The 22,564-nt window shown below is 61.5% G+C and carries 24 protein-coding genes and 1 other RNA gene; 6 read left to right on the forward strand and 19 right to left on the reverse strand.

What is annotated here, in order from left to right:
• Positions 1-16: 16 nt before the first annotated feature.
• The 10 genes from lapB to gyrA form a co-directional block, all read right to left on the reverse strand.
• Entirely contained in the window at positions 17-1,192 is a 1,176-nt protein-coding gene (gene lapB, locus AC6H0N_RS08980; protein WP_497573752.1) for a lipopolysaccharide assembly protein LapB, read from the reverse strand.
• A gap of 5 nt (positions 1,193-1,197) precedes the next feature.
• Positions 1,198-1,464, reverse strand: coding sequence for a LapA family protein (locus AC6H0N_RS08985; protein WP_497573753.1), 267 nt, complete (start codon positions 1,462-1,464; stop codon positions 1,198-1,200).
• Positions 1,465-1,548: 84 nt separating this feature from the next.
• Positions 1,549-1,833, reverse strand: coding sequence for an integration host factor subunit beta (locus tag AC6H0N_RS08990; RefSeq protein WP_497573754.1), 285 nt, complete (start codon positions 1,831-1,833; stop codon positions 1,549-1,551).
• A 13-nt stretch (positions 1,834-1,846) separates the two neighbouring features.
• Positions 1,847-3,550 (reverse strand): 30S ribosomal protein S1, encoded by a 1,704-nt coding sequence (gene rpsA, locus AC6H0N_RS08995; RefSeq protein WP_497573755.1) that lies wholly within the window; start codon positions 3,548-3,550, stop codon positions 1,847-1,849.
• Between the two features lie 78 nt (positions 3,551-3,628).
• A complete protein-coding gene (locus tag AC6H0N_RS09000) occupies positions 3,629-5,581 on the reverse strand; it encodes a bifunctional 3-phosphoshikimate 1-carboxyvinyltransferase/cytidylate kinase (RefSeq protein WP_497573756.1) in 1,953 nt (650 codons plus the stop codon).
• Positions 5,582-5,583: 2 nt separating this feature from the next.
• Positions 5,584-6,477 (reverse strand): prephenate dehydrogenase, encoded by an 894-nt coding sequence (locus AC6H0N_RS09005; RefSeq protein ID WP_497573757.1) that lies wholly within the window; start codon positions 6,475-6,477, stop codon positions 5,584-5,586.
• Positions 6,477-7,613 (reverse strand): histidinol-phosphate transaminase, encoded by a 1,137-nt coding sequence (gene hisC / locus AC6H0N_RS09010; RefSeq protein ID WP_497573758.1) that lies wholly within the window; start codon positions 7,611-7,613, stop codon positions 6,477-6,479. The genes AC6H0N_RS09005 and hisC overlap by 1 nt, the downstream gene beginning before the upstream one ends.
• A 10-nt stretch (positions 7,614-7,623) precedes the next feature.
• Positions 7,624-8,688, reverse strand: a complete 1,065-nt coding sequence (gene pheA / locus AC6H0N_RS09015) for a prephenate dehydratase (protein ID WP_497573759.1) — start codon at positions 8,686-8,688, stop codon at positions 7,624-7,626.
• 12 nt (positions 8,689-8,700) lie between these two features.
• On the reverse strand, positions 8,701-9,801 hold the full coding sequence (gene serC, locus AC6H0N_RS09020) for a 3-phosphoserine/phosphohydroxythreonine transaminase (protein ID WP_497573986.1): 1,101 nt from the start codon (positions 9,799-9,801) through the stop codon (positions 8,701-8,703).
• Positions 9,802-9,820: 19 nt separating this feature from the next.
• Positions 9,821-12,406 (reverse strand): DNA gyrase subunit A, encoded by a 2,586-nt coding sequence (gene gyrA, locus AC6H0N_RS09025; RefSeq protein WP_497573760.1) that lies wholly within the window; start codon positions 12,404-12,406, stop codon positions 9,821-9,823.
• A 156-nt stretch (positions 12,407-12,562) separates the two neighbouring features.
• On the opposite strand from gyrA, the gene AC6H0N_RS09030 reads away from it, so the two are divergent.
• The 5 genes from AC6H0N_RS09030 to ssrA all read left to right on the forward strand — a co-directional run bounded on the left by AC6H0N_RS09030 (position 12,563) and on the right by ssrA (position 16,566).
• Positions 12,563-13,885, forward strand: a complete 1,323-nt coding sequence (locus AC6H0N_RS09030) for a TRZ/ATZ family hydrolase (protein WP_497573761.1) — start codon at positions 12,563-12,565, stop codon at positions 13,883-13,885.
• Positions 13,886-13,961: 76 nt separating this feature from the next.
• Entirely contained in the window at positions 13,962-14,675 is a 714-nt protein-coding gene (locus tag AC6H0N_RS09035; RefSeq protein WP_497573762.1) for an OmpA family protein, read from the forward strand.
• A 96-nt stretch (positions 14,676-14,771) separates the two neighbouring features.
• On the forward strand, positions 14,772-15,473 hold the full coding sequence (gene ubiG, locus AC6H0N_RS09040; protein WP_497573763.1) for a bifunctional 2-polyprenyl-6-hydroxyphenol methylase/3-demethylubiquinol 3-O-methyltransferase UbiG: 702 nt from the start codon (positions 14,772-14,774) through the stop codon (positions 15,471-15,473).
• Positions 15,466-16,149: a phosphoglycolate phosphatase gene (gene gph, locus AC6H0N_RS09045; RefSeq protein WP_497573764.1), complete on the forward strand. Its 684-nt coding sequence runs from the start codon at positions 15,466-15,468 to the stop codon at positions 16,147-16,149. The genes ubiG and gph overlap by 8 nt, the downstream gene beginning before the upstream one ends.
• Before the next feature lie 38 nt (positions 16,150-16,187).
• Positions 16,188-16,566: a transfer-messenger RNA gene (ssrA, locus tag AC6H0N_RS09050) on the forward strand.
• Positions 16,567-16,612: 46 nt separating this feature from the next.
• Here ssrA and AC6H0N_RS09055 read toward each other — a convergent pair.
• From AC6H0N_RS09055 to AC6H0N_RS09075, 5 genes are read right to left on the reverse strand one after another with little or no spacing between them, the layout of a single operon-like run.
• Positions 16,613-17,215, reverse strand: coding sequence for an SCO family protein (locus AC6H0N_RS09055; protein WP_497573765.1), 603 nt, complete (start codon positions 17,213-17,215; stop codon positions 16,613-16,615).
• Positions 17,215-18,114: a heme o synthase gene (gene cyoE, locus AC6H0N_RS09060; RefSeq protein WP_497573766.1), complete on the reverse strand. Its 900-nt coding sequence runs from the start codon at positions 18,112-18,114 to the stop codon at positions 17,215-17,217. The genes AC6H0N_RS09055 and cyoE overlap by 1 nt, the downstream gene beginning before the upstream one ends.
• On the reverse strand, positions 18,095-19,132 hold the full coding sequence (locus tag AC6H0N_RS09065; RefSeq protein WP_497573767.1) for a COX15/CtaA family protein: 1,038 nt from the start codon (positions 19,130-19,132) through the stop codon (positions 18,095-18,097). Before AC6H0N_RS09065 ends, cyoE begins: the two co-directional genes overlap by 20 nt.
• 2 nt (positions 19,133-19,134) lie before the next feature.
• Positions 19,135-19,689 (reverse strand): SCO family protein, encoded by a 555-nt coding sequence (locus AC6H0N_RS09070; protein ID WP_497573768.1) that lies wholly within the window; start codon positions 19,687-19,689, stop codon positions 19,135-19,137.
• On the reverse strand, positions 19,679-20,386 hold the full coding sequence (locus tag AC6H0N_RS09075; RefSeq protein ID WP_497573769.1) for an SURF1 family protein: 708 nt from the start codon (positions 20,384-20,386) through the stop codon (positions 19,679-19,681). The genes AC6H0N_RS09070 and AC6H0N_RS09075 overlap by 11 nt, the downstream gene beginning before the upstream one ends.
• Positions 20,387-20,488: 102 nt before the next feature.
• Between AC6H0N_RS09075 and AC6H0N_RS09080 the strand changes: the two genes are divergently transcribed.
• A complete protein-coding gene (locus AC6H0N_RS09080; RefSeq protein WP_497573770.1) occupies positions 20,489-20,683 on the forward strand; it encodes a twin transmembrane helix small protein in 195 nt (64 codons plus the stop codon).
• Here AC6H0N_RS09080 and AC6H0N_RS09085 read toward each other — a convergent pair.
• The 4 genes from AC6H0N_RS09085 to AC6H0N_RS09100 form a co-directional block, all read right to left on the reverse strand.
• On the reverse strand, positions 20,678-21,532 hold the full coding sequence (locus AC6H0N_RS09085) for a cytochrome c oxidase subunit 3 (RefSeq protein WP_497573771.1): 855 nt from the start codon (positions 21,530-21,532) through the stop codon (positions 20,678-20,680). The genes AC6H0N_RS09080 and AC6H0N_RS09085 overlap by 6 nt on opposite strands.
• A gap of 135 nt (positions 21,533-21,667) precedes the next feature.
• Entirely contained in the window at positions 21,668-21,865 is a 198-nt protein-coding gene (locus tag AC6H0N_RS09090; RefSeq protein ID WP_497573772.1) for a DUF2970 domain-containing protein, read from the reverse strand.
• Positions 21,866-21,887: 22 nt separating this feature from the next.
• Positions 21,888-22,451 carry a cytochrome c oxidase assembly protein gene (locus tag AC6H0N_RS09095; RefSeq protein WP_497573987.1) on the reverse strand — a complete coding sequence of 188 codons (564 nt, stop codon included), beginning with the start codon at positions 22,449-22,451 and terminating at the stop codon, positions 21,888-21,890.
• Positions 22,451-22,555 carry a cytochrome oxidase small assembly protein gene (locus tag AC6H0N_RS09100; protein ID WP_497573773.1) on the reverse strand — a complete coding sequence of 35 codons (105 nt, stop codon included), beginning with the start codon at positions 22,553-22,555 and terminating at the stop codon, positions 22,451-22,453. The genes AC6H0N_RS09095 and AC6H0N_RS09100 overlap by 1 nt, the downstream gene beginning before the upstream one ends.
• Positions 22,556-22,564 lie beyond the last annotated feature (9 nt).

Here is a 22,564-nt window from a genome sequence, read left to right on the forward strand (position 1 = left end):
GTTCTATTCAAATGCCTCAGGGCGCCAGATCGAATTCCTCGGTACGGCGCGGGGGATAGGTCTCCCAGCCACCGCAGGCCGGGCAGCGCCACTGGAAACGACGTGACTTGAAGCCGCAGCTGTCGCAACGGTAGCGCGCGACTCGCCGCGTATGGCCGTGAATCAGCTGCTTTACCAGCTCGACATCGTCCCGCTGCGCGGCATCGACTTGCTGCACAGCAGCCTCCAGCAACTTCTCCAGCCCCAGTACGGTGGGATTGTGCTTGAGTTGCTCACGCACCAGCTCGTATGCCGCCTTCGGGCCCTTGCGTTCGATTTCCCATTTGAACACCTGGTCCATCAGATCCAACGTGGGATTGCGGTCGAGCCAGGCACGCAGCAAGGTGTGCCCCTGATCCAGACGATCGAGACGACCGAAAACGCCCATGACGCGCTCTGCGACCAGCGACAGATAGACAGGATCCTGATTCTCGACCCGCTTCCAGGCTTCCACGGCCTCTTCCAGCCGCCCTTCGGCCAGCAACAGATCACCCAGAAGGATGCTGGCGCGCACACAACGCCGATTCATCTCGAGAGCTTCGTCGATAAAACCGCGCGCCTCCTCATGTTGCGAACTGGCCAATGCGTTGTCGGCAAGTTCGCAGTAGAAGTTGGCAATTTCCTTGCGCCACTGCACACCTTCATGACCACTGAGGCTGCGCGCGATGTCCACCGCCTTCAACCACTCTTTCTCCTGCTGATAGATATCGAGCAGGTTGTGAGTCGCAATCTCGTTGTGTCGGGTGCCACGCAGACGCAGATAGATCGTCTCGGCACGATCGAGCAGCCCTGCGCGCAAGTAGTCCTCGGCGAGGGCCACCAACGCATCCAGACGCCGCTCTTCTTTAAGATCTTCGCGATCCACCAGACTCTGGTGCATGCGGATGGCACGTTCGGTTTCACCACGACGGCGGAACAACGCACCCAGAGCGAAATGCAGTTCAATGGTATCGGGATCGATACGCACGGCCTCGATGAAGGCGTCGACTGCCTTGTCCTGCTGCTCGTTGATGAGGAAATTGAGACCATTCAGATAGGAGCGCGGCAGTGCACGCGATTCGCGCACGACCTGGCGGATGTCGATACGCGCCGCCATCCAGCCCAGCGCGAAGAAAAGCGGCAGCGCCAGCAGCCACCAGAATTCAATTTCCATGTTGTTCAGTCCGCCTTGCGTTCGCGCTCAAGCCGCGCGTTCTCGCGACGCAGACGGCTGATCTCACGCTGTTTGCCGAGCAGCGAAGCGAAGGTCGCGGTCACGCCCAGCACTGCACCTGCTGCAAACGCGGCAAGAATCACGAAAACCAGCGGCAAGCTCCACTCGCTGCCGAAGAAGAAGCGCAGATCGACAAGCTGATCATTCTTGACGGCAAACCCGAACAAGAGAAAGAACAACAGCAGTCGGACGGCCCACATCAGGATGCGCATGGAATATCTTCCTTCGAGGTCAAAAAAAAGGCGGCCTACGCCGCCCTTTCGGGGAATCACCGGCAGGTGCCGATGCTTGCATGCTCAGGCCACGATATCAACCCGCTCGCGCAATTCCTTGCCGGCCTTGAAGTGCGGCACATGCTTTTCAGGCACCTGCACACGATCACCTGACTTGGGATTGCGACCGACACGGGGCGGCCGATAGTTCAACGCGAAGCTGCCAAAACCGCGGATCTCGATACGATCACCACGCGACAGGGCGTCGGTCATCGCATCGAGAACCATCTTGACCGCGTAATCGGCGTCCTTCACGACCAGCTGCGGAAAACGAGCCGCAAGCCGCGCAATCAGTTCCGATTTGGTCATGACGAGCGGGGGATTATTGCTTCTGCTCGTTCAGCTTGGCCTTGAGCAGCGCACCAAGATTGGTGGTGCCACTCACTGCGTCGGCCGACAGCTTGGTCATCGCGTCGCTGGTTTCAACCTGGTCTTTGGCACGGATCGAGAGGTTGATCGAACGGGTCTTGCGATCCACGTTGATGATCAGCGCCTCGACCTGATCGCCTTCCTTCAGCACGGTCGTCAGATCGTCGATACGGTGAGCAGCTGCCTCGGAAGCGCGCAGATAGCCCTCGACTTCTTCGTTGAGCTGGATCACTGCACCACGGGCGTCGACAGTCTTGACGGTACCGGTTGCGAGCGTGTTCTTCTCGTGGGTGGCGATGAAGTTGGTGAAGGGGTCACCTTCCATCTGCTTCACGCCCAGCGAGATACGCTCACGCTCGACATCAATGGCCAGCACCAGGGCTTCGACTTCGTCACCCTTCTTGAAGCGGCGCACGGCGTCTTCACCGGACTCGCTCCACGACAGGTCGGACAGATGCACCAGACCGTCGATGCCGCCATCCAGGCCGATGAACACACCAAAGTCGGTGATCGACTTGATCTGGCCACGAACCTTGTCGCCTTTCTTGTGATTCAGGGCGAAATCGTCCCACGGGTTGGACATGCACTGCTTCATGCCCAGCGAGATGCGGCGACGGTCTTCGTCGATTTCCAGAATCATCACTTCGACTTCGTCGCCCAGCTGGACAACCTTGGTCGGGTGGATGTTCTTGTTGGTCCAGTCCATTTCGGACACGTGGACCAGACCTTCGATACCCTGCTCGACTTCGACGAACGCGCCGTAGTCGGTGATGTTGGTGACCTTGCCGAACAGGCGGGTGCTCTGCGGGTAGCGGCGGGCGATGCCGACCCAGGGGTCGTCGCCGAGCTGCTTGAGGCCGAGCGAAACACGCTGACGCTCCTGGTCGAACTTGAGGACCTTGGCTTCGATTTCGTCGCCAACGTTGAGCACTTCCGACGGGTGACGCACGCGACGCCAGGCCAGGTCGGTGATGTGCAGCAGGCCATCGATTCCGCCGAGGTCGACGAACGCACCGTAGTCGGTGATGTTCTTGACGATACCCTTGACGACCGAGCCTTCCTGCAGGTTCTCGAGCAGCTTCTGGCGCTCTTCACCCATGGTCTCTTCGAGCACGGCACGGCGCGAAACAACAACGTTGTTGCGCTTGCGGTCGAGCTTGATGACCTTGAATTCGAATTCTTTGCCTTCGTACGGCGTGGTGTCCTTGACCGGACGCATGTCGACCAGCGAACCCGGCAGGAACGCGCGGATGCTGTTGGTCATGACGGTCAGGCCGCCCTTGACGCGACCCGAGACGACGCCCTTCACCAGCGAGCCTTCGTTCAGTGCCTTTTCCAGATCGTTCCAGGCGGCAATGCGCTTGGCCTTCTCGCGCGACAGGCGGGTTTCGCCGTAGCCGTCTTCCAGAGCGTCGATTGCGACGTGGACGAAGTCGCCGATGCTGACTTCGAGTTCACCGCGATCGTCGCGGAACTCTTCGATGGCAACATAGCTTTCGGACTTGAGTCCGGCGTTGACGACCACGAAGTTGTGATCGATGTTGACCACTTCGGCAGTGATCACCTCGCCAGCGCGCATTTCCTGGCGGGCAAGGCTTTCTTCGAACAGGTCGGCAAAACTCTCCATGGAACTGGAGACGGGGGTGGCAGTAGTCATAAAGGTTGAGGTTCCAAATATCGCGGAAACGGCCGCGACGCCTGTCAGTTTGCAAAAAAACCGGACACCGGGCGGTGTTCAGTCAGCCTTGCGCGGGGTAGCCCCGTGCATGTGTTCCAGAACAAATGAAACGGCTTCGTCGATCGCCATGTCGGTCGTATCGACAAGCACCGCATCGGGAAGCTGTCTTAGCGGAGCAACGCTTCGAGCCGCATCGCGGCGGTCGCGCTCCTCAAGATCGTTCTGAAGGTCGTGGAGTATAGCCGCGGAACCTTTTTCGATCAACTGCTTATAACGTCTCTGCGCCCTCGAAGCGGCCGACGCGGTGAGGAAGAACTTGCTTGCCGCATCCGGAAACACCACCGAACCGATATCACGCCCTTCGGCCACCAGACCCGGCCCATGGCGAAAATCACGCTGGCGATCAAGCAAGGCCGTGCGCACGGCCGGCAGCACAGCAACGCGGGATGCCCCAACCGAACAATCTTCCTCGCGAATGCGGTCGGTCACATCATCACCGTCGAGCAAAATGCGCCCCTCGTCGTATCGCACCGGCAGCTCGCGCGCGATGGGCGCCAGCGCGGTTTCGTCGTCGAAAGCCACTTTCGCGCGCAGCGCCGCCAGTGCAACCAGACGGTACAGCGAACCGCTGTCAAGATAATTCCAGCCCAGTGCGGCAGCCACGCGCGCCGCAACCGTTCCCTTGCCCGAAGCCGACGGCCCGTCGATGGCCAGCACGGGCACCGGTTGAACGATTTCGCCAAACGCGTCGAAGTAGCCGGGAAAAGTCTTGTTCACACACTTCGGGTCGTTGATGCGCACACGGCAATCGCCAAGACTCACAAGCGAAAAGCACATCGCCATGCGATGGTCGTCGTAGGTATCGATGGCTGCCGGCTGGAGGCGCGCGGGTGGCGTCACGCGGAGGTAGTCTCCCCCCTCCTCCACCACCGCACCGACCTTCTGCAGCTCGGTCGCCATCGCTGCGATACGGTCGGTTTCCTTGACTCGCCAACTCGCGATGTTGCGCAAACGGCAAGGCCCGTCCGCAAACAAGGCAGCCACGGCCAGCGTCATGGCCGCGTCAGGGATGTGGTTCAGGTCAAGATCAAACGCTCGCAGTACACCGCTTTCGGGCGCGCTGGCTTCGATCCAGTTATCACCGTATGAAATGCGCGCGCCAAGGGCCTCGAGCGCTTCGGCAAAGCGCACGTCGCCCTGGATACTCCCGGGGCCGACGCCTTCGACACGCACCGGGCCACCGCCAATCGCGCCGGCGGCCAGGAAATACGATGCTGCCGAGGCGTCACCCTCGACAAACAGCACGCCCGGCGTGACGTAGCGAGCATTTTCCGGCACGACGAATCGCTGCCAGCCCTCGCGGGTCACCTCAACGCCGAACCGTGCCATCAATGCGAGCGTGATCTCGATGTAGGGCTTGGAAATCAGTTCGCCGACGACCTCGATAGTGGTTTGCTTGCCGGTCACCGGCAGCGCCATCAACAACGCAGTCAGAAACTGGCTGGAGACGTCACCACGCACCCGTACAACGCCGCCCGCCTGAATCGCCCCGGGGTGGATCGCCAGAGGCGGAAAGCCCTCGTTGCCCAGGTAGTCGATATCGGCGCCGATCTCACGCAGACCGTCCACCAGATCGCCGATGGGCCGCTCATGCATGCGCGGCACACCCGAGAGACGGTACTCGCCGCCCGACAAGGCCAACGCAGCGGTAAGCGGACGGAAGGCGGTGCCGGCATTGCCCAGGAACAGGTCGCCGGACTTGACCGGAAACGCACCGCCGACGCCACGCACGCGATAGCTGCCGTCGTCGTTGCGCGACCACTTCACGCCGAGCGCCGTGAGCGCTTCGAGCATGCGATCGACGTCGTCGGATGAGAGCAGATCGCGGATCTCGGTTTCACCCTCGGCCAGCGCAGCAAGCAGCAAGGAGCGGTTGGAAATGCTCTTCGAGCCCGGCAGGCGAACCGTGCCGCGGGCTTCAAGCAAGGGCGGCAGATCGAGAAACTCCATCGTCACTCCGGCGTGTTCGGATCAGCGCTGTGGCCATGCGCCCAGGCATTGCGGGCATCACGTGCGGCGGCAAAGTGCTGTTCCAGTCGTTCGCTGTCGGCCGACAGCAGCAATGCACGCAGGTAGGCCAGTTCGGCCAGATACTGGTCCAGCTCAGCCAGCAGCGGTTGCCGGTTGGCGATACAGATGTCGCGCCACATCTCGGGACTGCTGCCGGCAATGCGGGTGAAGTCGCGAAAGCCGCTGGCCGCGAAGTGAAACAGCTGCTCGGCATTGGCACGTTCGGCCAGGTCGTGCACCAGCCCGAAAGCCAGCAGATGCGGCAGGTGGCTGACCGCGGCAAAGATGCGATCGTGATCGTGCGGCGGCACTTCGTGCACAACCGCGCCGCAGGCTTCCCACACTTCGCGCACGCGCAGCACGGCGGAGGGCTCGTTCTCGGGCAACGGCGTCAACACCACCTTCTTGTCCGTGTAAAGCGTCTCGAAAGCCGCGTCGACACCGCTTCTCTCCGCGCCGGCAATGGGGTGCGCCGGCACAACATTGGCGAGCCGCTCGCCCAGATTGCGGTAAATCGCCTCGATGACGTCGCGCTTGGTGCTGCCGGCATCGGTGACAACCGTGTTTTCGGCCAGATGCGGCGCCATTGCGCCCATGACGGCGTCCATCTGCCCGACTGGCGCGGCCAGCAGAACAAAGTCGGCACCATTCAGCGCGTCCGCCCAATCAGTAGCGGCTTCGTCGATCACGCCCAGAGCGACCGCGCGCTCCAGCGGCGCACGCGTGCGCCCGATTCCGACAACCCGCCTGACCATGCCGGCCTTGCGCAGCGCCATGGCAAAAGAAGCGCCAATCAGGCCGACTCCGCAAATCACCAGCTTGTTGACCACCGCCATCAGTTTCCACTCCGGGTTTCAGCCAGCGCCGTACGCAGCGCCTCGATGCAACGCGTGTTCTCAGCGAGCAGTCCGATCGAGATACGCAACCACTCCGGCATGCCGTAGCCGGCGACCGGGCGCACGATCACGCCCTGTCGCAGCAGCGAGCGGTTGATCGCCGCGGCATCCCCCACGCGGACCGCCACGAAGTTACCGGCCGACGGAATCCATTCCAGCCCCAGGCCGGCGAAGGCATCGGTGAACTGGCGCATGCCCGCGCGGTTCAGTTCGGCGCTGCGGGCGAGAAATTCCTCGTCGCCCAGCGCGGCCGCGGCTGCAGCCAAGGCAACGCTTGATACGTTGAACGGTTGCCGCACGCGATTGAGCAAATCAACCACGGCCGGCTGGCCAACGCCGTACCCGACGCGCAGTCCGGCAAGGCCATAGGCTTTGGAAAACGTGCGAGACACCAGCAGATTCGGAAAGCGCGCGACCCAAGCGATGCTGTCGTAGCGCTGCTGCGGCTCGAGATATTCGGTGTAGGCCTCGTCGAGCACCACCAGCACGTCGGGCGGCACGCGGCGCAGGAAGGCTTCGACGGCGTTGCCGGACAGGAAGGTGCCGGTCGGGTTGTTGGGGTTGGCGACAAAGACAATGCGCGTATCCGGCGTAATTGCCGCCGCCATCGCGTCCAGATCGTGGCCATGATCGCGCGCGACCACTTCGATGCCATGCGCGCCAGTGGCGTTGGTCGCAAGCGGATATACCGCGAACGCATATTGCGAATACACGGCCGACGCGCCAGGCGACAGAAGCGCACGCGCAGCGAGTTCGAGGATGTCGTTGGAGCCGTTGCCGAGCACAATCTGCTCGATGCCCACACCAAGCTTCGCCGAAAGCGCGGCCTTGAGTTCGAAGCCATTGCCGTCCGGATAGCGCGCGATGTCTTGCAGCGCAGCCGCCGCAGCGTCTTGCGCAGCCTCGCTCATGCCGAGCGGGTTCTCGTTGGACGCGAGCTTGACGATATCGCTCTCAGCCAGCCCCATCTCGCGCGCAAGCTCGGCAATCGGCTTACCCGGCTGATAGGGCGAAATCGCTCGAATGTGCGCCGGAGCGCGCTCGGCAACGGCGGAAAGATTGAGACTGTCGTTCATGCAAAGCGCCTCAGATCGCGGCTACGGGGTAGGACCCGAGCACCTTCACAAAGGAAGCCCGCGCCTCTAGCTCGACCAGCGCGGCCGCAACGGCAGCGTCAGCCTGATGCCCCTCGATGTCGATGTAGAACATGTATTCCCACATGCCATTGCGTGCCGGGCGGGACTGCAGCTTGGTCATGCTCACGCCGTGGCGCGCCAGCGGCTCGAGCAGTTGATGCACGGCACCAGGGCGGTTGGGCGCGGAACACACCAGTGAGGTTTTGTCACGGCCGGACAGGCCGGCGTCATGCAACCCCAGCACGAGGAAACGCGTGGTGTTGCGCGGATCGTCCTCAATGTTGGCACCCAGCACGCCAAGACCATACAGCTCGGCCGCCGCCTCGCCGGCGATGGCAGCCACACCCTCTTCCGCCGCCGCCAGGCGCGCGGCCTCGGCGTTGCTGGTGACCGGCACGCGCTCGGCGCGCGGCAGGTTGCGGTTGAGCCATTCGTGGCACTGTGCCAGTGACTGCGAATGCGAATAGACCTTCTTCACCGCCTCCAGCTCGGCCGACTGGCTCATCAGATGCTGGTGAATGCGCAGGCTGATCTCACCGCACACCTTGAGGCGGCTGGCGAGCAGCAGATCTAGCGTGCCGCCGACCACCCCTTCGGTCGAATTCTCGACCGGCACCACGCAATAGTCGGCATTGCCGGCCTCGACCATGCGGAAGGATTCTTCGATGCTGACCTGCGGCTGGAACATCGGCGCGGCGCCGAAATGCTTGCGCGCCGCACTCTCGGAGAAGGTACCGGCCGGGCCGAGATAGACCACACGCAGCGGCTGCTCCAGCGCCAGACAGGCCGACATGATTTCGCGGAACACGCGCTGCACGGCCTGATCTGGCAGCGGGCCGGGGTTCTCGTCGGCAACGCGGCGCAGAACCTGCGCCTCGCGCTCGGGGCGGTAAAGATTGCCCTGCTTGACCTCGCCGATGCGCTGAGCATTGCGCGCGCGCTCTGACAGGCGTTCGAGAATCTCGCGATCGAGGCGGTCGATGTCGTTTCTGAGTTGGTGCAGTTCGTCACTCATGCGGAACTCCGGTCATCCCCGCGTGCGCTCGAACTCGCGCATGTACGCGACGAGGGCCTCGACACCAGCAAGGGGCATGGCGTTATAGATCGACGCACGCAGGCCGCCGACCGATTTGTGTCCTTTCAACTGCGAGAGCCCCGCCGCTTCGGCGCCGGCGAGAAAATCACTCTCCAGCCGCGTGTCGGCGAGCAGGAAGGGGACGTTCATGCGCGAACGGCAGGCCGGATCGATTTCGTTGCGGTACAGGCCAGAAGCGTCGATGAAGTCATACAGCAGCCTGGCCTTGGCGACGTTCACTACCTCGATGGCGGCCAGGCCGCCCTGCCGCTGCAGCCACTGGAACACCAGACCGGCAATGTAGATGGCGTAGGTCGGCGGCGTGTTGAGCATGGAATCGTGCTCGGCCATCGTGTCGTAGCGCATGACGCCGGGGGTACCGGCCCAGGCGCGATCGAGCAGGTCGTCACGCACGATGGCGACCACCAGCCCGGACGGACCGATGTTCTTCTGTGCGCCGGCGTAGATCATGCCGAAGCGGCCGACATCCAATGGGCGCGACAGGATATGCGATGAAACATCGCCCACCAGCGGCGCGGCGCTCGCTGGCAGCTGTGCCGCTTCGAGATACTCGACACCGTGAATGGTTTCGTTGGTACACAGATGCAGGTAGGCGGCAGACGGGTCGAGCGAAAGCTCGTCCCCACGTGGCACACCCTTGAAACCAGTCGTCTCGGTGGAGCCTGCGCAGCGCACCTTGCCGGCAACAAATGGAGCAAGCGCTTGCGCCGTCTCGAAAGCCTTCTGCGACCACGACCCGGTGACGATGTAGTCGGCCGAGCCACCGCCCAGCAGGTTCATCGGCACTTGCGAGAACTGCTGGGTGCCGCCGCCCTGCAAAAACAGCACGCGATAGTTGGCCGGCACGTCGAGCAGGCTGCGCAGATCGGCCTCGGCACGTTCGGCGATGGCCGAAAAATGCTTGCCGCGATGGCTCATTTCCATCACGCCACAGCCGGCACCGTGCCAGTCGAGCATTTCATCGGCCGCCTGACGCAGCACTTCTTCCGGCAGCGCCGCAGGACCGGCGCTGAAGTTGTAGACCCGGCTCATGCCGATCACCTCGGAAGCATCATTCCGCAGCCTCATCGGCTGCATCGTCGCCCTCGTCCAGCAAATCTTCCGGATCGGACTCGATGACCTGCTCGATGCCAGCCAGATAGGTGCCTTCATCAAGGTTGATCAGTGTCACGCCTTGAGTCGCGCGGCCCAACTCACGAATGTCCGCAACGCGCGTGCGGATCAGCACACCGCCGTTGGAAATAAGCATGACCTCATCGGTGGTGTGCACCAGGCAGGCGCCCACGAGCTTGCCGTTACGCTCGGAAGTCTGGATTGCGATCATGCCCTTCGTACCGCGGCCGTGACGCGTGTATTCACCCACCGGCGTGCGCTTGCCGTAGCCGTTTTCGGTGGCGGTCAGAACGCACTGAGATTCGTCGCTGGCCACCAGCATCGCGATCACGCGCTGGCTGTCCTCGATGTTCATGCCGCGCACACCGCGCGCCTCGCGCCCCATCGGGCGTACGTCGCGCTCCGGGAAACGCACGGCCTTGCCGGCGTCGGAGAACAGCATCACGTCGCACTCGCCACTGGTGATGGCCACGCCAACCAGGTGGTCGCCATCGTCCAGACCGACCGCGATGATGCCGGCCTTGCGCGGGTTCGAGAACGCGGTGAGCGCAGTTTTCTTGACCGTACCCTGGGCCGTGGCCATGAACACAAAGTGATCGTCGTCAAAGGTCTGCACCGGCAGCACGGCGGTGATCTTCTCGCCTTCGAGCAGCGGGAAGAGGTTGACGATGGGCTTGCCGCGCGCATTGCGAGCACCCTCCGGCACCTCATACACCTTCAGCCAATAGACACGGCCGCGGTTCGAGAAGCACAACATGTAATCGTGCGTGTTGGCGACGAACAGGCGATCGATGAAATCGTCGTCCTTCATGCCGGTGGCTTGCTTGCCGCGGCCACCACGACGCTGGGAACGATAGTCGGCCAGCGGCTGACGCTTGATGTAACCGCCGTGCGACAAGGTCACAACCATGTCTTCCGGCGCGATGAGATCCTCGATGCTGATGTCCGAGGTGCTCATGACGATCTCGGAGCGACGCGGGTCGCCGTACTGATTCTTCACGACGGCGAGCTCCTCGCCGATGATGCTCGAGATGCGCTCGGGTCGGGCAAGGATGTCGAGCAGATCAGCGATCAGCTCCATGACCTCACGATACTCACCAACGATCTTGTCCTGCTCCAGCCCGGTCAAGCGCTGCAGGCGCAATTCCAGAATGGCCTGGGCCTGCACGTCGGACAGGCGGTAGCCCTGCTCAGACAAGCCGAACTCCGGCGCCAGCCCATCCGGGCGGTAATGTTCAGCCGCGGCGCGCGCGAGCATTTCCTCGACAAGCGGGCTGCGCCAGACGCGCGCCAGCAGCTCGCGCTTGGCATCAGCCGGTGCCGGTGCAGCCTTGATCAGAGCAATGACTTCATCCACGTTCGACAACGCCACCGCCAGACCTTCCAGCGTATGGCCGCGCTCGCGTGCCTTGCGCAGCTCAAAAATGGTGCGACGCGTAACAACCTCACGGCGATGCGACAGGAAGCAGTCGATCATCTCGTGCAGGTTCAGCGTGCGCGGCTTGCCGTCGACCAGCGCCACCATGTTCATGCCGAAGGTGTCTTGCAGCTGGGTCTGCTTGAACAGATTGTTCAGCACCACCTCAGGCATCTCGCCACGCTTGAGCTCGACGACCACGCGCATGCCGGACTTGTCCGACTCGTCGCGGATCTCGCTGATGCCCTCGATCTTCTTCTCGTTGACCAGCTCCGCAATGCGCTCAAGCAGGGTGCGCTTGTTAACCTGGTACGGCAGCTCGTCGACGATGATCGCCTGACGGTTGCCCTTCTCGAGATCCTCGAAGTGAGTGCGCGCACGCATCACGACGCGGCCGCGGCCGGTGCGATAGCCGTCGTGCACACCGGACAGGCCATAGATCAGTGCGGCGGTCGGGAAGTCCGGCGCCTGCACGATCTGGATCAGATCATCGATGGAAGCGTCCGGATTGGCCAGCAGGTGCAGGCAGGCATCCACGACTTCGGTCAGGTTGTGCGGCGGGATGTTGGTCGCCATGCCGACCGCGATACCGGACGAGCCGTTGATCAGCAGGTTGGGAATGCGCGACGGCAGGATCAGCGGCTCCTGCTCGGAACCGTCATAGTTCGGGCCGAAGTCGACGGTTTCCTTGTCGATGTCGGCCAACAGTTCGTGGCCGATCCGCGCCATGCGGATCTCGGTGTAACGCATCGCCGCAGCGTTGTCGCCGTCGACCGAACCGAAGTTGCCCTGACCGTCGACCAGCATGTAGCGCAGCGAGAAGTTCTGCGCCATGCGCACGATGGTGTCGTATACAGCCGAATCGCCGTGCGGGTGGTACTTGCCGATCACGTCGCCGACGATACGCGCCGATTTCTTGTAAGGCTTGTTCCAGTCGTTCGACAACTCGTGCATCGCGAACAGGACGCGCCGATGCACCGGCTTGAGTCCATCGCGCGCATCCGGCAGGGCACGCCCCACGATCACGCTCATGGCGTAATCGAGGTACGAATGACGCATCTCGTCTTCGAGACTGATCGGCAGGGTTTCTTTGGCGAACGTGGTCATCTCGGCTCGGGTCCAGGCGGCGTCGGCCGCGGTTCAGAATAACGCGCCATATTACCACGCCACCCTCCCGCCGAAGACCGCCTACACGCACGCGTCAAGGCCGACAGGTATCATTGCGCCCCACGACAGCTCACCCGGCGGACACGGAGACCCTACATGCAGCCTGAATCGGCCGACCTCATCGTCAGTGCCCGCTGGATCATCCCCGTGGATGATGCGGATTCCGTGCTGGAACATCACTCGGTGGTCATCACCGCCGGGCGCATCATCGCCATCGTCGGGCAAGACCAGGCGCGGGCTCGATACACCGCGAAGCAGAACGTCGACTTGCCGGACCACGCCCTCATTCCCGGGCTGATCAACGCCCACACCCATGCCGCGATGTCATTGATGCGAGGCATCGCTGACGACTTGCCGCTGATGCGCTGGCTGCAAGAGGCGATCTGGCCCGCCGAAAGCAAACACGTGAGCGAGGCTTTTGTGCGCGACGGCACACTGTTGGCAGCGGCCGAAATGCTCTCTGGCGGCATAACCACCTGTAACGACATGTATTTCCACCCCGACGCAGCGGCTGAAGCATTCGATCAAGCCGGAATGCGGGCAGTGATTGGCGTCACGGTAATTGATTTCCCGACGCCTTACGCCGCGAATGCCGACGAGTACTTTCGCAAGGGGCTGGCGGCTCGAGACCGTTGGCAGCGTCACCCTCGCCTGCGCTTCAATATTGCCCCGCATGCCCCTTACACCGCCTCCGACGAGACGCTGGCACGCGCTGCCAGTCTCGCCGCCGAGCTTGATTGCGGCGTACACATCCATATCCACGAAACGCGGCAGGAAGTAGAAGAATCGCTGGCTCGTCACGGAATGCGTCCATTAACGCGACTAGCTGGGCTCGGCATACCTGGAAACAATTTCCTCGGAGTACACGCTGTTCATCTGGATCGAAGCGATATCGAATTGCTTGCACGTAATGCGTGCTCTGTTGTGCATTGCCCGACATCAAACATGAAACTGGCGAGCGGCATTGCACCCATTACAGAAATGATGAAGGCCGGCGTTACCGTTGCCCTTGGCTCCGATGGAGCCGCGAGCAACAACCGTCTCGACATGTTTGCAGAAATGCGTCAAGCCGCATTACTCGCCAAAGTCGCGACCGGTGATGCAACTGCAATCCCCGCTCATACCGCACTGCGAATGGCAACAATTAATGGAGCGACGGCGATTGGGCAAGGCGATTGCATCGGCTCGCTTGAGCCCGGGAAACGCGCCGATATGTGCGCGATTCATCTGGGCACCCCTGAAACCCTGCCGTGTTATGACCCGGTCTCGCACCTTGTGTATGCTGCTGGCAGGGAACACGTTTCCCACGTGTGGGTAGATGGTGAAGCGCGTGTTGAAAAAGGAACACTAGTGCTGCACCCCAACAACAGGGAATTGATCGCAACAGCGCGGCTGTGGCAAAGTAGACTAAAATCGTAACCGCGCTGCACGATCGCTCGGAGATTGGCGATTGCTGATTTGTTTGATAACCCTCTCTAATACGGACGACATAAAAATGAGCATTCAACTCAAAAGTAAATTGCTTGGGCTGGCTGCGATCGCCGCACTCGGCCTGGCTGCAGCCCCGGCGCTCTCGCAGTCGAAAGACACCGTAATTTCCTACACCACTGACAACGCTGGCGTCATCCCCTACGTTATCGACAGCCGCAAGGCAGTCGCCACCAGCGGCGCCGGCCTGTGCTGGCGCACCGGCTTCTGGAGCCCCGCTGCGGCCCAGACCGCTTTCGCCGGCAACTTCCCGGCCGGTTGCGTATGCGACAAGGACATCGTCCCCGCCGAGATGTGCAAGTCCCCGTACGTCGCCGCCTCGTCCGTGACGACCACGGCCACCGCCGACAAGATCAAGCTGTCCGCTGACGCCCTGTTTGATTTCGACAGCGCCAACCTGCGCCCGGCTGGCCGCACCGCTCTTGACGAACTCGCCACCAAGGCCAAGTCGCTGAACCTGGAAGTGATTCTTGCTGTCGGCCATACCGACCGCATCGGTTCGGACAACTACAACAAGCGCCTGTCCGAGCGTCGCGCCATGTCGGTGAAGAACTATCTGGTGTCCAAGGGTGTTGACGCCAAGCGTGTCTATACCGAAGGCAAAGGCGAGAGCCAGCCGGTCACCGGCACCAAGTGCAACGGCGTCACCGAGCGCAGCGCACTGATCTCGTGCCTGCAGCCCGACCGTCGCGTCGAAGTGGAAGTCATCGGCACCAAGTAAGCCGTTTGCTGTCACACGGCAAGCCGTGCAAAGCCCTGCTTCGGCAGGGCTTTTTTTTGACACCCAGACTCAATCCGAGCTACAGAGAGACACCCGATGAGTGTGAATGCCGATCCTGCAGAGCTGCAAAAATTCAGTGAATTGGCCCACCGCTGGTGGGATCCGGGTTCCGAGTTCCGGCCACTCCATGAGATCAACCCGCTACGGCTGAACTGGATCGACGCTGGTGCCGCACTTTCCGGAAAGACGGTGCTCGATGTGGGGTGCGGCGGAGGCATTCTGTCCGAGAGCATGGCAGCGCTCGGCGCTGACGTTACCGGCATCGACCTTTCGGAGAAGGCCCTGGGCGTCGCCAAACTGCATCTCTTCGAAAGCGGGCAATGCGTCGCTTACGAGTTGATCAGCGCAGAAGATCTGGCTGACCGCCAGCCGGCATCATTCGATGTCGTTACCTGCATGGAAATGCTTGAACATGTGCCCGACCCGGCCAGCATCATCGAAGCCTGCGCCCGCCTCGTCAGGCCCGGCGGTCACGTCTTCTTTTCAACGCTGAACCGCAATCCAAAGTCCTACCTTTTCGCCATCATCGGCGCCGAGTACGTTCTCAAGCTGCTGCCCAAGGGCACTCACGAATACTCCAAGTTCATCAAGCCCTCGGAGCTTGCTCGCGATTGTCGCCATGCCGGCCTTGATGTCATGACATTGCTTGGCATGAGCTACAACCCCCTCACGCAGGTGTACTCACTGGGTCCGGATACTGACGTGAACTACCTCGTGCATACCCGCCGCAATGATTGAGGGCGTCTTCTTCGACCTTGATGGGACACTGGCCGACACTGCACCGGATCTCGCTCGCGCCATCAATCTCGTCCTGGCCGATCACGGACATGCCCCGCTACCGCTGACAACACTTCGCCCTCACGTCTCGTCGGGCGCGCGCGGCATGCTGAAGGCTGCCTTCGACGTTACGCCAGACGACCATCGTTTTCAGGCCCTCTCCGAGCAGTTCCTGGAGCACTACGCCGCCGCGCTGTGTGTCGGCACTCGCTTGTTCGCAGGCATGGACGAGGTGCTGAACGAGCTTGAAGGTGCCGGAATTCCATGGGGCATCGTCACCAACAAGCGCAGCCGTTTTAGCGAACCCCTGATTGCCGCCCTGGCGCTGCAACATCGCGCCTGCTGCGTCATCAGCGGCGACACGGCCGCCCGCCCCAAGCCGGCACCGGACCCCTTGCTGCTCGCCTGTGAGCGATCCGGGCTAGCGCCGCAAAATTGCGTCTATGTCGGGGACGACCTGCGCGACGTGGTGGCAGGCAAAGCTTGTGGCATGCGTACAGTTGCCGTTTCGTATGGGTATCTTGGCGTCGACCAACCAATAGAATCGTGGGGAGCCGACGAGATCATTCACTGTCCGGGGGAACTCACCAGCCTGATCGGCCTCCAAACGCCAGTACGTGATAGCATCCGCACTTGAAACACCTCCGGCAGACCCCATCTGACGGAAAGACTCCTGGGGCCGACTTGGCTTCGACGTGGGTCGCGAAGCAGCGCAGTGCATACCGAGGGCCAGAAAACCTCGTAAATCCATCTGGAAACAAACAAACGCCAACGACGAGCGTTTCGCTCTAGCCGCTTAATCCCGGTTAGCGCTGCACCGGCGGGTCTCTGGGCCGGATGGTCTTAGCGCAAGCTAAGCCATTGCAGTGTCATTTACAGAGAATCGCGAGCAGAGTCGGGTTACTTGGTTCTGTAGCTAAAAGTAAGGTGACTCGCCCCTTTCCGGCCTGCCAATCGGCTAAGTCAGGGGTTAAAAGCAAATAGGTTGGCTAAGTATGTAGATCTGTCTGTAGAGGGCTTGCGGACGGGGGTTCAATTCCCCCCGGCTCCACCAATTCAAAACCCCGGTCTTCATGGCCGGGGTTTCTTTTTTGCTGCGTTCAATTTCCGCTCAACAGCAGACGCAAGTCGGCAGCAATGCTGTCAGCGCTTTCGGCGTGCCGGACGTACAGGCGCAGGCGTCCCTGCGGGTCGAACACGAAGGTACCTGCAGAGTGATCGACGCTGTAGTTTGATCCGCTGGTATCACCGCTCTTGGCATAGAAAACGCGGAAATTCTTTGCAACTTCAGCCGTTTCTTCAAGCGTGCCGAACAGCCCGATAAAGCGCGGATCAAACGCCGGCACGTACTGCGCCAACAACTCCTGTGTGTCACGCGCAGGGTCAACCGTAATGAACAGCACCTGAACGCGCTCAGCGTCGGTGCCGAGCGATTTCATGACATCGCTCATGGTCGCCAACGAGCTCGGGCAGACATCGGGGCATTGGGTGAAGCCAAAGAACACGGTGACGACTTTGCCGGCGAAGTCTTCGAGCGTCCTGCGTTGACCGGTGTGATCCGTCAGCTCGAAACCCGTCGCGTAGTCCGCTCCGGTGATGTCAGTGTTTCGGAACTGGGCCTTCTGCTCGCCGCCACAGGCGACGAGCAGAAAGGCAACAAGCGTGAAGACGGCAAGGCGGGAAAAATGCTGGATGGGGGACATCAGAAACGCACGTAGTGATCCACCAGCAATGCTGCGAACAGCAAGAACAGGTAGAGGATGGAAAAGCGGAAGGTCTTGCGCGCGAGAGTGTCGCTGTAGCTGCGGTAGAGCTTCCAGGCATAGCCGATGAACACGCCACCGAGTGCCACGGCAGACAGCAGGTAAATCCAGCCGCTCATGCGCGTGGCAAACGGCAACAGCGTGACGCCGAACAGAATCATCGTGTAGAGCAGCACCGACAAACGGGTGTACTCGGGGCCGTGCGTCACCGGCAACATTGGCAAACCGGCACGGGCATAGTCTTCTGTCCGGTACAGCGCGAGTGCCCAGAAGTGCGGCGGGGTCCACGCAAAGATGATCAGGAACAGGATCAGCGCATCGGCGGTGACTTCACCGGTCGCTGCGGCCCACCCCAGAACCGGAGGCATCGCGCCGGACGCCCCGCCGATCACGATGTTCTGCGGGGTACGCGGCTTGAGCATGACTGTGTAGATGACGGCATAGCCTACGAAGGTCGCGAGGGTCAGCCACATTGTCAGCGGGTTAGCCCATTGATACAGGATCAGCAAGCCCACGCCCCCAAGCACGGATCCGAAGGCCAGCGTTTCACCCGATGAAAGCTCACCGGTGGAACTCGGTCGCGCCCGGGTGCGGGTCATGCGGGAATCGATACCGGCTTCAAGCAGACAGTTCATGGCCGCGGCGGCGCCAGCCACGCAGGCAATCCCCACTGTAGCCGCGAGCACGACTGCAGGGTCCGGCAAGCCCGAGGGGATGGCCAGGAACATGCCGATGATTGCGCAAAACACGATAAGCGTGTTCACGCGCGGCTTGGTCAGCACATAGAAGGCTCGCAGCCGCCGGCCGGCGGCCACGCGGTCAAGCGAAAGAGCTCTCATGTCGCGCACGCTCATCTTGATATCTCCCTTGTTCGAGTACGGCCGCGTTCTGACCGACGCGGTAATTGATGCAAACCATTATGACCACCAGCAGCGCGGCCCCTGCATTGTGCGCGGCCGCCAGGAGCAAAGGTAGGCTGAGCAAAACGTTGGCAACCCCGAGCACGATCTGCAGCGCGACAGCAGCGATCAGCAAATTGCCCATGCGCGCCATCGCGCCCCCCTGCCGCAACGCCAAACCAAGTCCGATCAGCGCCCCTCCCGCAACCAATGCACCGATGCGATGCATCCAGTGAATGGCCGTCAGCGCTTCGTGTGAGAGCAGCTCACCCTGGGCCGTCATGCCCAATTCACGGATGACGTGGAAGGCATTGGAGTAGTCGGCCACGGGCCAGAAGCTGCCGTGGCAGGTCGGAAAGTCTGTGCATGCGAGAGCAGCGTAATTGGTGCTGACCCATCCGCCGAGCACGATCTGCAGCGCCAGCAAGACAAAAGAGACCCGCGCGAAGCCACGCAGCCTTCCGCTCACCGGAGCGGCAGGCAAGGCGTAGGCGCGGGCACACAGCCAGGCCAATACGCCGAGTGTCGTCATGCCTCCAATCAGGTGCGCCGTAACGATTGCCGGTTTCAGCAACAAAGTCACCGTCCACATACCGAGCATTCCCTGGAACACGACGATCGCGATCAAGGCCGTCGAAATACCAGGAGCCGCCCCTGGATCCCTGCGCTTGCGCCACGCCAGGGCCGCAATCGCAATGATGAGCAAGCCCACGACCGAGGCGATGTAACGGTGGATCATCTCCTTCCAGGCCTTGGGCATGCTGACCGGCCCGTGCGGATTGGCGGAATGCGCCTCGATGATCTGCTCGGACGCGCGTGTCGGCGTGAGCTGGCCATAACAACCAGGCCAGTCGGGACACCCCAGACCGGCGTCTGCCAGGCGCACATAAGCGCCGAAGACCACCACGATCGAAGTGAGGATCAGCGTAAACAGGATCAGCTTGCGGTAGAGGTTCATGGTCACAGGCGCGAATACTTCAGCAGACGTTTCAGATCCTTCATCACAAGCTTCGCGTCCGGCTCAGCGGGAAAGCGCATCATCACGTTGCCGAGCGGATCGACGAGGTAAATATGCCTGCCCTGCTCGCTACCCGGCAAATGCTCGTCCCAGGCGCCGACCGACCGCGCCACCTTCAAGCCACGCTGATTCTGCAGAGCCCCAGGGGACGGGTCGGCTGCATCAGTGAGCAGCCACAGGCGATCGACGCGACGCATTTCCTCGCCTTGCGCGAGCCAGCTCTGGCGCATGGTGTAAAGCGACTGACGGCATTCGTCATTACAGGCCGCAGCGCCCGCATACACCAGCGTCCATCGCCCCCGCAGCGACGCGAGATCGACATCATCTCCGCCGACTCCGCTGGCGCGCGCCTCCGGCAACGGCAGTGGCTCGAGCAATTCGCCATAGTTGACAGTGTCATCGGGCTGCCAGAAATAGTAGGTCACATAGGAGGCAACCACCGGCAGGGTGCACACGACAATCAGTGCGGTGAGGGTCAGCTTGGCGCTACGCTGCATGCTTGCGGAAACTCCTGAATACATAAAATCCGGTGAGGGCAATCGCCAAGGCCGCGAGCGAGTACCACTGCAGCGCGTAACCGCGGTGCGTGTCCTCGCCGAGCGCCGGCACGGGCCAGTCGCGCAGCAACCCGTCGTCCCCTGGTGATGTCTGCTGCACGACCCATGGAGCAACTGCGATGCCTGACCACTCGCCGTACGCGGAGGGATCGACAAACTGCCACCTCGCCCCGTCCCGCGGATCGCTGCCGAGCGAAAACGGCTCGTGTTCCGGCACCACTACCCTGCCGGTCAAGGCCACGCGACCGATGGGCGTCTGAACCTCAGGCAACACCGCTCGATCGAGTCCCGCAGGAACCCAACCGCGGTTTACCAGCACCGCAGAGCCGTCCTGCAAATGCAGAGGCATCAGCACGTGATAGCCGGGGCGCCGTTCATGCACACGATTGTCGTGATACATCACCGCCTGGGGTACCCATTCGCCCTGCAACGAGACATGGGACCATTCGGGCGGAGAAGCCTCAGCGACGCTTGACAGGGGGTCTGCCTGAGACTGCGCAAACTGGGCGATACGCGCACCGGTTTCGTGCTTTTCGTCTGCACGGCGCAATTGCCAGTTGCCCAACTGAACCCCAATTACGGCAACCACGATGCCTGCGATCAGTGGAACCGCGTGAATCCGCTCAAGAAAACGCATCAGGCCGCGGCTTCCAACCCCAAAACGACTCCGCTTCGCGCGACAATCGGGGAAAATATCTCCCAAGACCGAAACGCATCCCGACCCTGCAAGGACTCACGCATGAAATTCATCGTCATTCTGTTCCTGGTGCTGATCGTGGCCAGTCTCGGTTCTGCTCTGTACTTTCTCATGCAGGACAAAGGGAAAGGCACCCGCACCGTCAAAGCCCTGGCACTGCGCGTGAGCCTTTCCCTGATCCTCTTCCTGATGCTCATGGGGGGATTCGCATCAGGGCTGATCACTACCCGTTTATAGCCAGTACACCACCACAAACAGGCCCAACCACACTACGTCGACGAAGTGCCAATACCAGGCGGCGGCCTCGAAAGCAAAATGGTTGTCAGGAGTGAAATGCCCAGCGGATGAGCGGAAATACATCACCAGCAGCATGATCGCGCCAATGGTCACATGCAGCCCGTGGAAGCCGGTCAGCAGGTAAAAAGTAGAGCCGTAGATACCGCTCGACATGCGCAGGTTCAGGTCGGCATGAGCGTGTACATACTCATAGACTTGAAAACCCATGAAGATCGCGCCAAGCAGGATGGTCAGCAACAAACCCGTCTTGAGCTGACTGCGCTTGTTCTTGAGCAGGCCATGGTGAGCCCACGTCAGGGTCACGCCGGAGGTGAGCAGAATCAGCGTGTTCATCGCCGGGATGCCCCAGGCTCCCATCGGAGTGAAGCCTTCCGCTTGCGGATTGGGGCCATCGGTCGGCCATGCCGCCTCGAAACCCTGCCAGATCTGCGCCTCAGTCTCGCCACTACCCAGCCATGGCACGCTCAGCACTCTTGCATAGAACAAGGCGCCGAAGAAAGCCGCGAAAAACATCACCTCGGAGAAGATGAACCATCCCATCGACCAGCGGAACGAGCGATCCACCTGCTTGCTGTATTTGCCCGACTGCGACTCGCGCACGACCGTGCCGAACCAGCCGAACAGCATGTAGATCAGAATCGCCAACCCGAGCAGCAACAGCATCGGACCGGCACTGATATTGTTTAGCCAACTGACAGCGCCCGTACCGAAGAGCAGCAAGGCAATCGAACCGTAGATCGGAAACTTCGACGGCTCGGGAACGAAGTACTTTTCCAGTGCGTGACTCATCGACTACCCCCATTTTTGATGCCGCAGGCCCGATGTGCGAACTGCTGGCAACTTGTGTTTGTGCTTTCTGACGAAGCCTTGCTGCATGCTGGTGATCGGACCGATTCCCCCGTCACCACTCTCTCCACGCTCCCGTTAGTCCGGAAGCACCAGTCTCACTACCATCAAGATGGTGAGCACGAAAATCACGCCCGCGATTACGCCGGCGACCACTACTGCCCGCGGGTCGAGCGAGCGGGCATCGCTCTGATACGCACTGCGTCTGCGGATACCGATGAACGACCACAACACGGCCCGGATCGTCGCCCAGAACCCTGCTCGCTCCTCATTCATCGCTGCTCCAGGCCCACATTCATCAGCCTCCGCCCACTGCCGCTGCCGGCGCCTGGGCCGCACGGCCGGCAACGCCGAAGAAGGTGTAGGACAGAACAATGGTATTCACGTCGTCAGGAAGCTCCGGATCAATCAGAAAAGCCACCGGCATCGTGCGCGACTCACCACCTTGCAGGGTCTGTTGAGTGAAACAGAAGCAGTCCATCTTCATGAAATAACGCGCCGCCAGTTGCGGGCCGTAGCTTGGCACCGCCTGCCCGGTAACAGCGTGGTCGCGCGTATTGGAAACCTCATACGCCACGGTAACCAATTCGCCTGGATGCACCTTCAGCACGTTTTGCTGCGGCTGGAAACGCCACGGCAGGTCCTGATGGGTATTGGCATCGAATTCAATGGTCACCAACCGCGAGCGATCCACCTGGGTATTTGTCGGCGCACTGTTCGCCTGCAGCAAATTGTTGATGCCGGTGACCTCGCAGATCTTCTCGTAGAACGGAACGAGCAGGAATCCGAAACCGAACATCACTACCGTGGCGAGCAACAAACGCCGCAGCATGCTTCGATTCTCACGAGTGCGCTCACCCATCACGCCAACCTGAACTTGAACAGCGCATACAGAAAGAAGAACACCGCAACCGCTGCCAGCAGCAGACCCAACCGGAGATTCTTCGCCCTTCTATCGTCACTCATATGCACATC

The sequence above is a fragment of the Pseudazoarcus sp. NS34 genome (assembly GCF_059703725.1).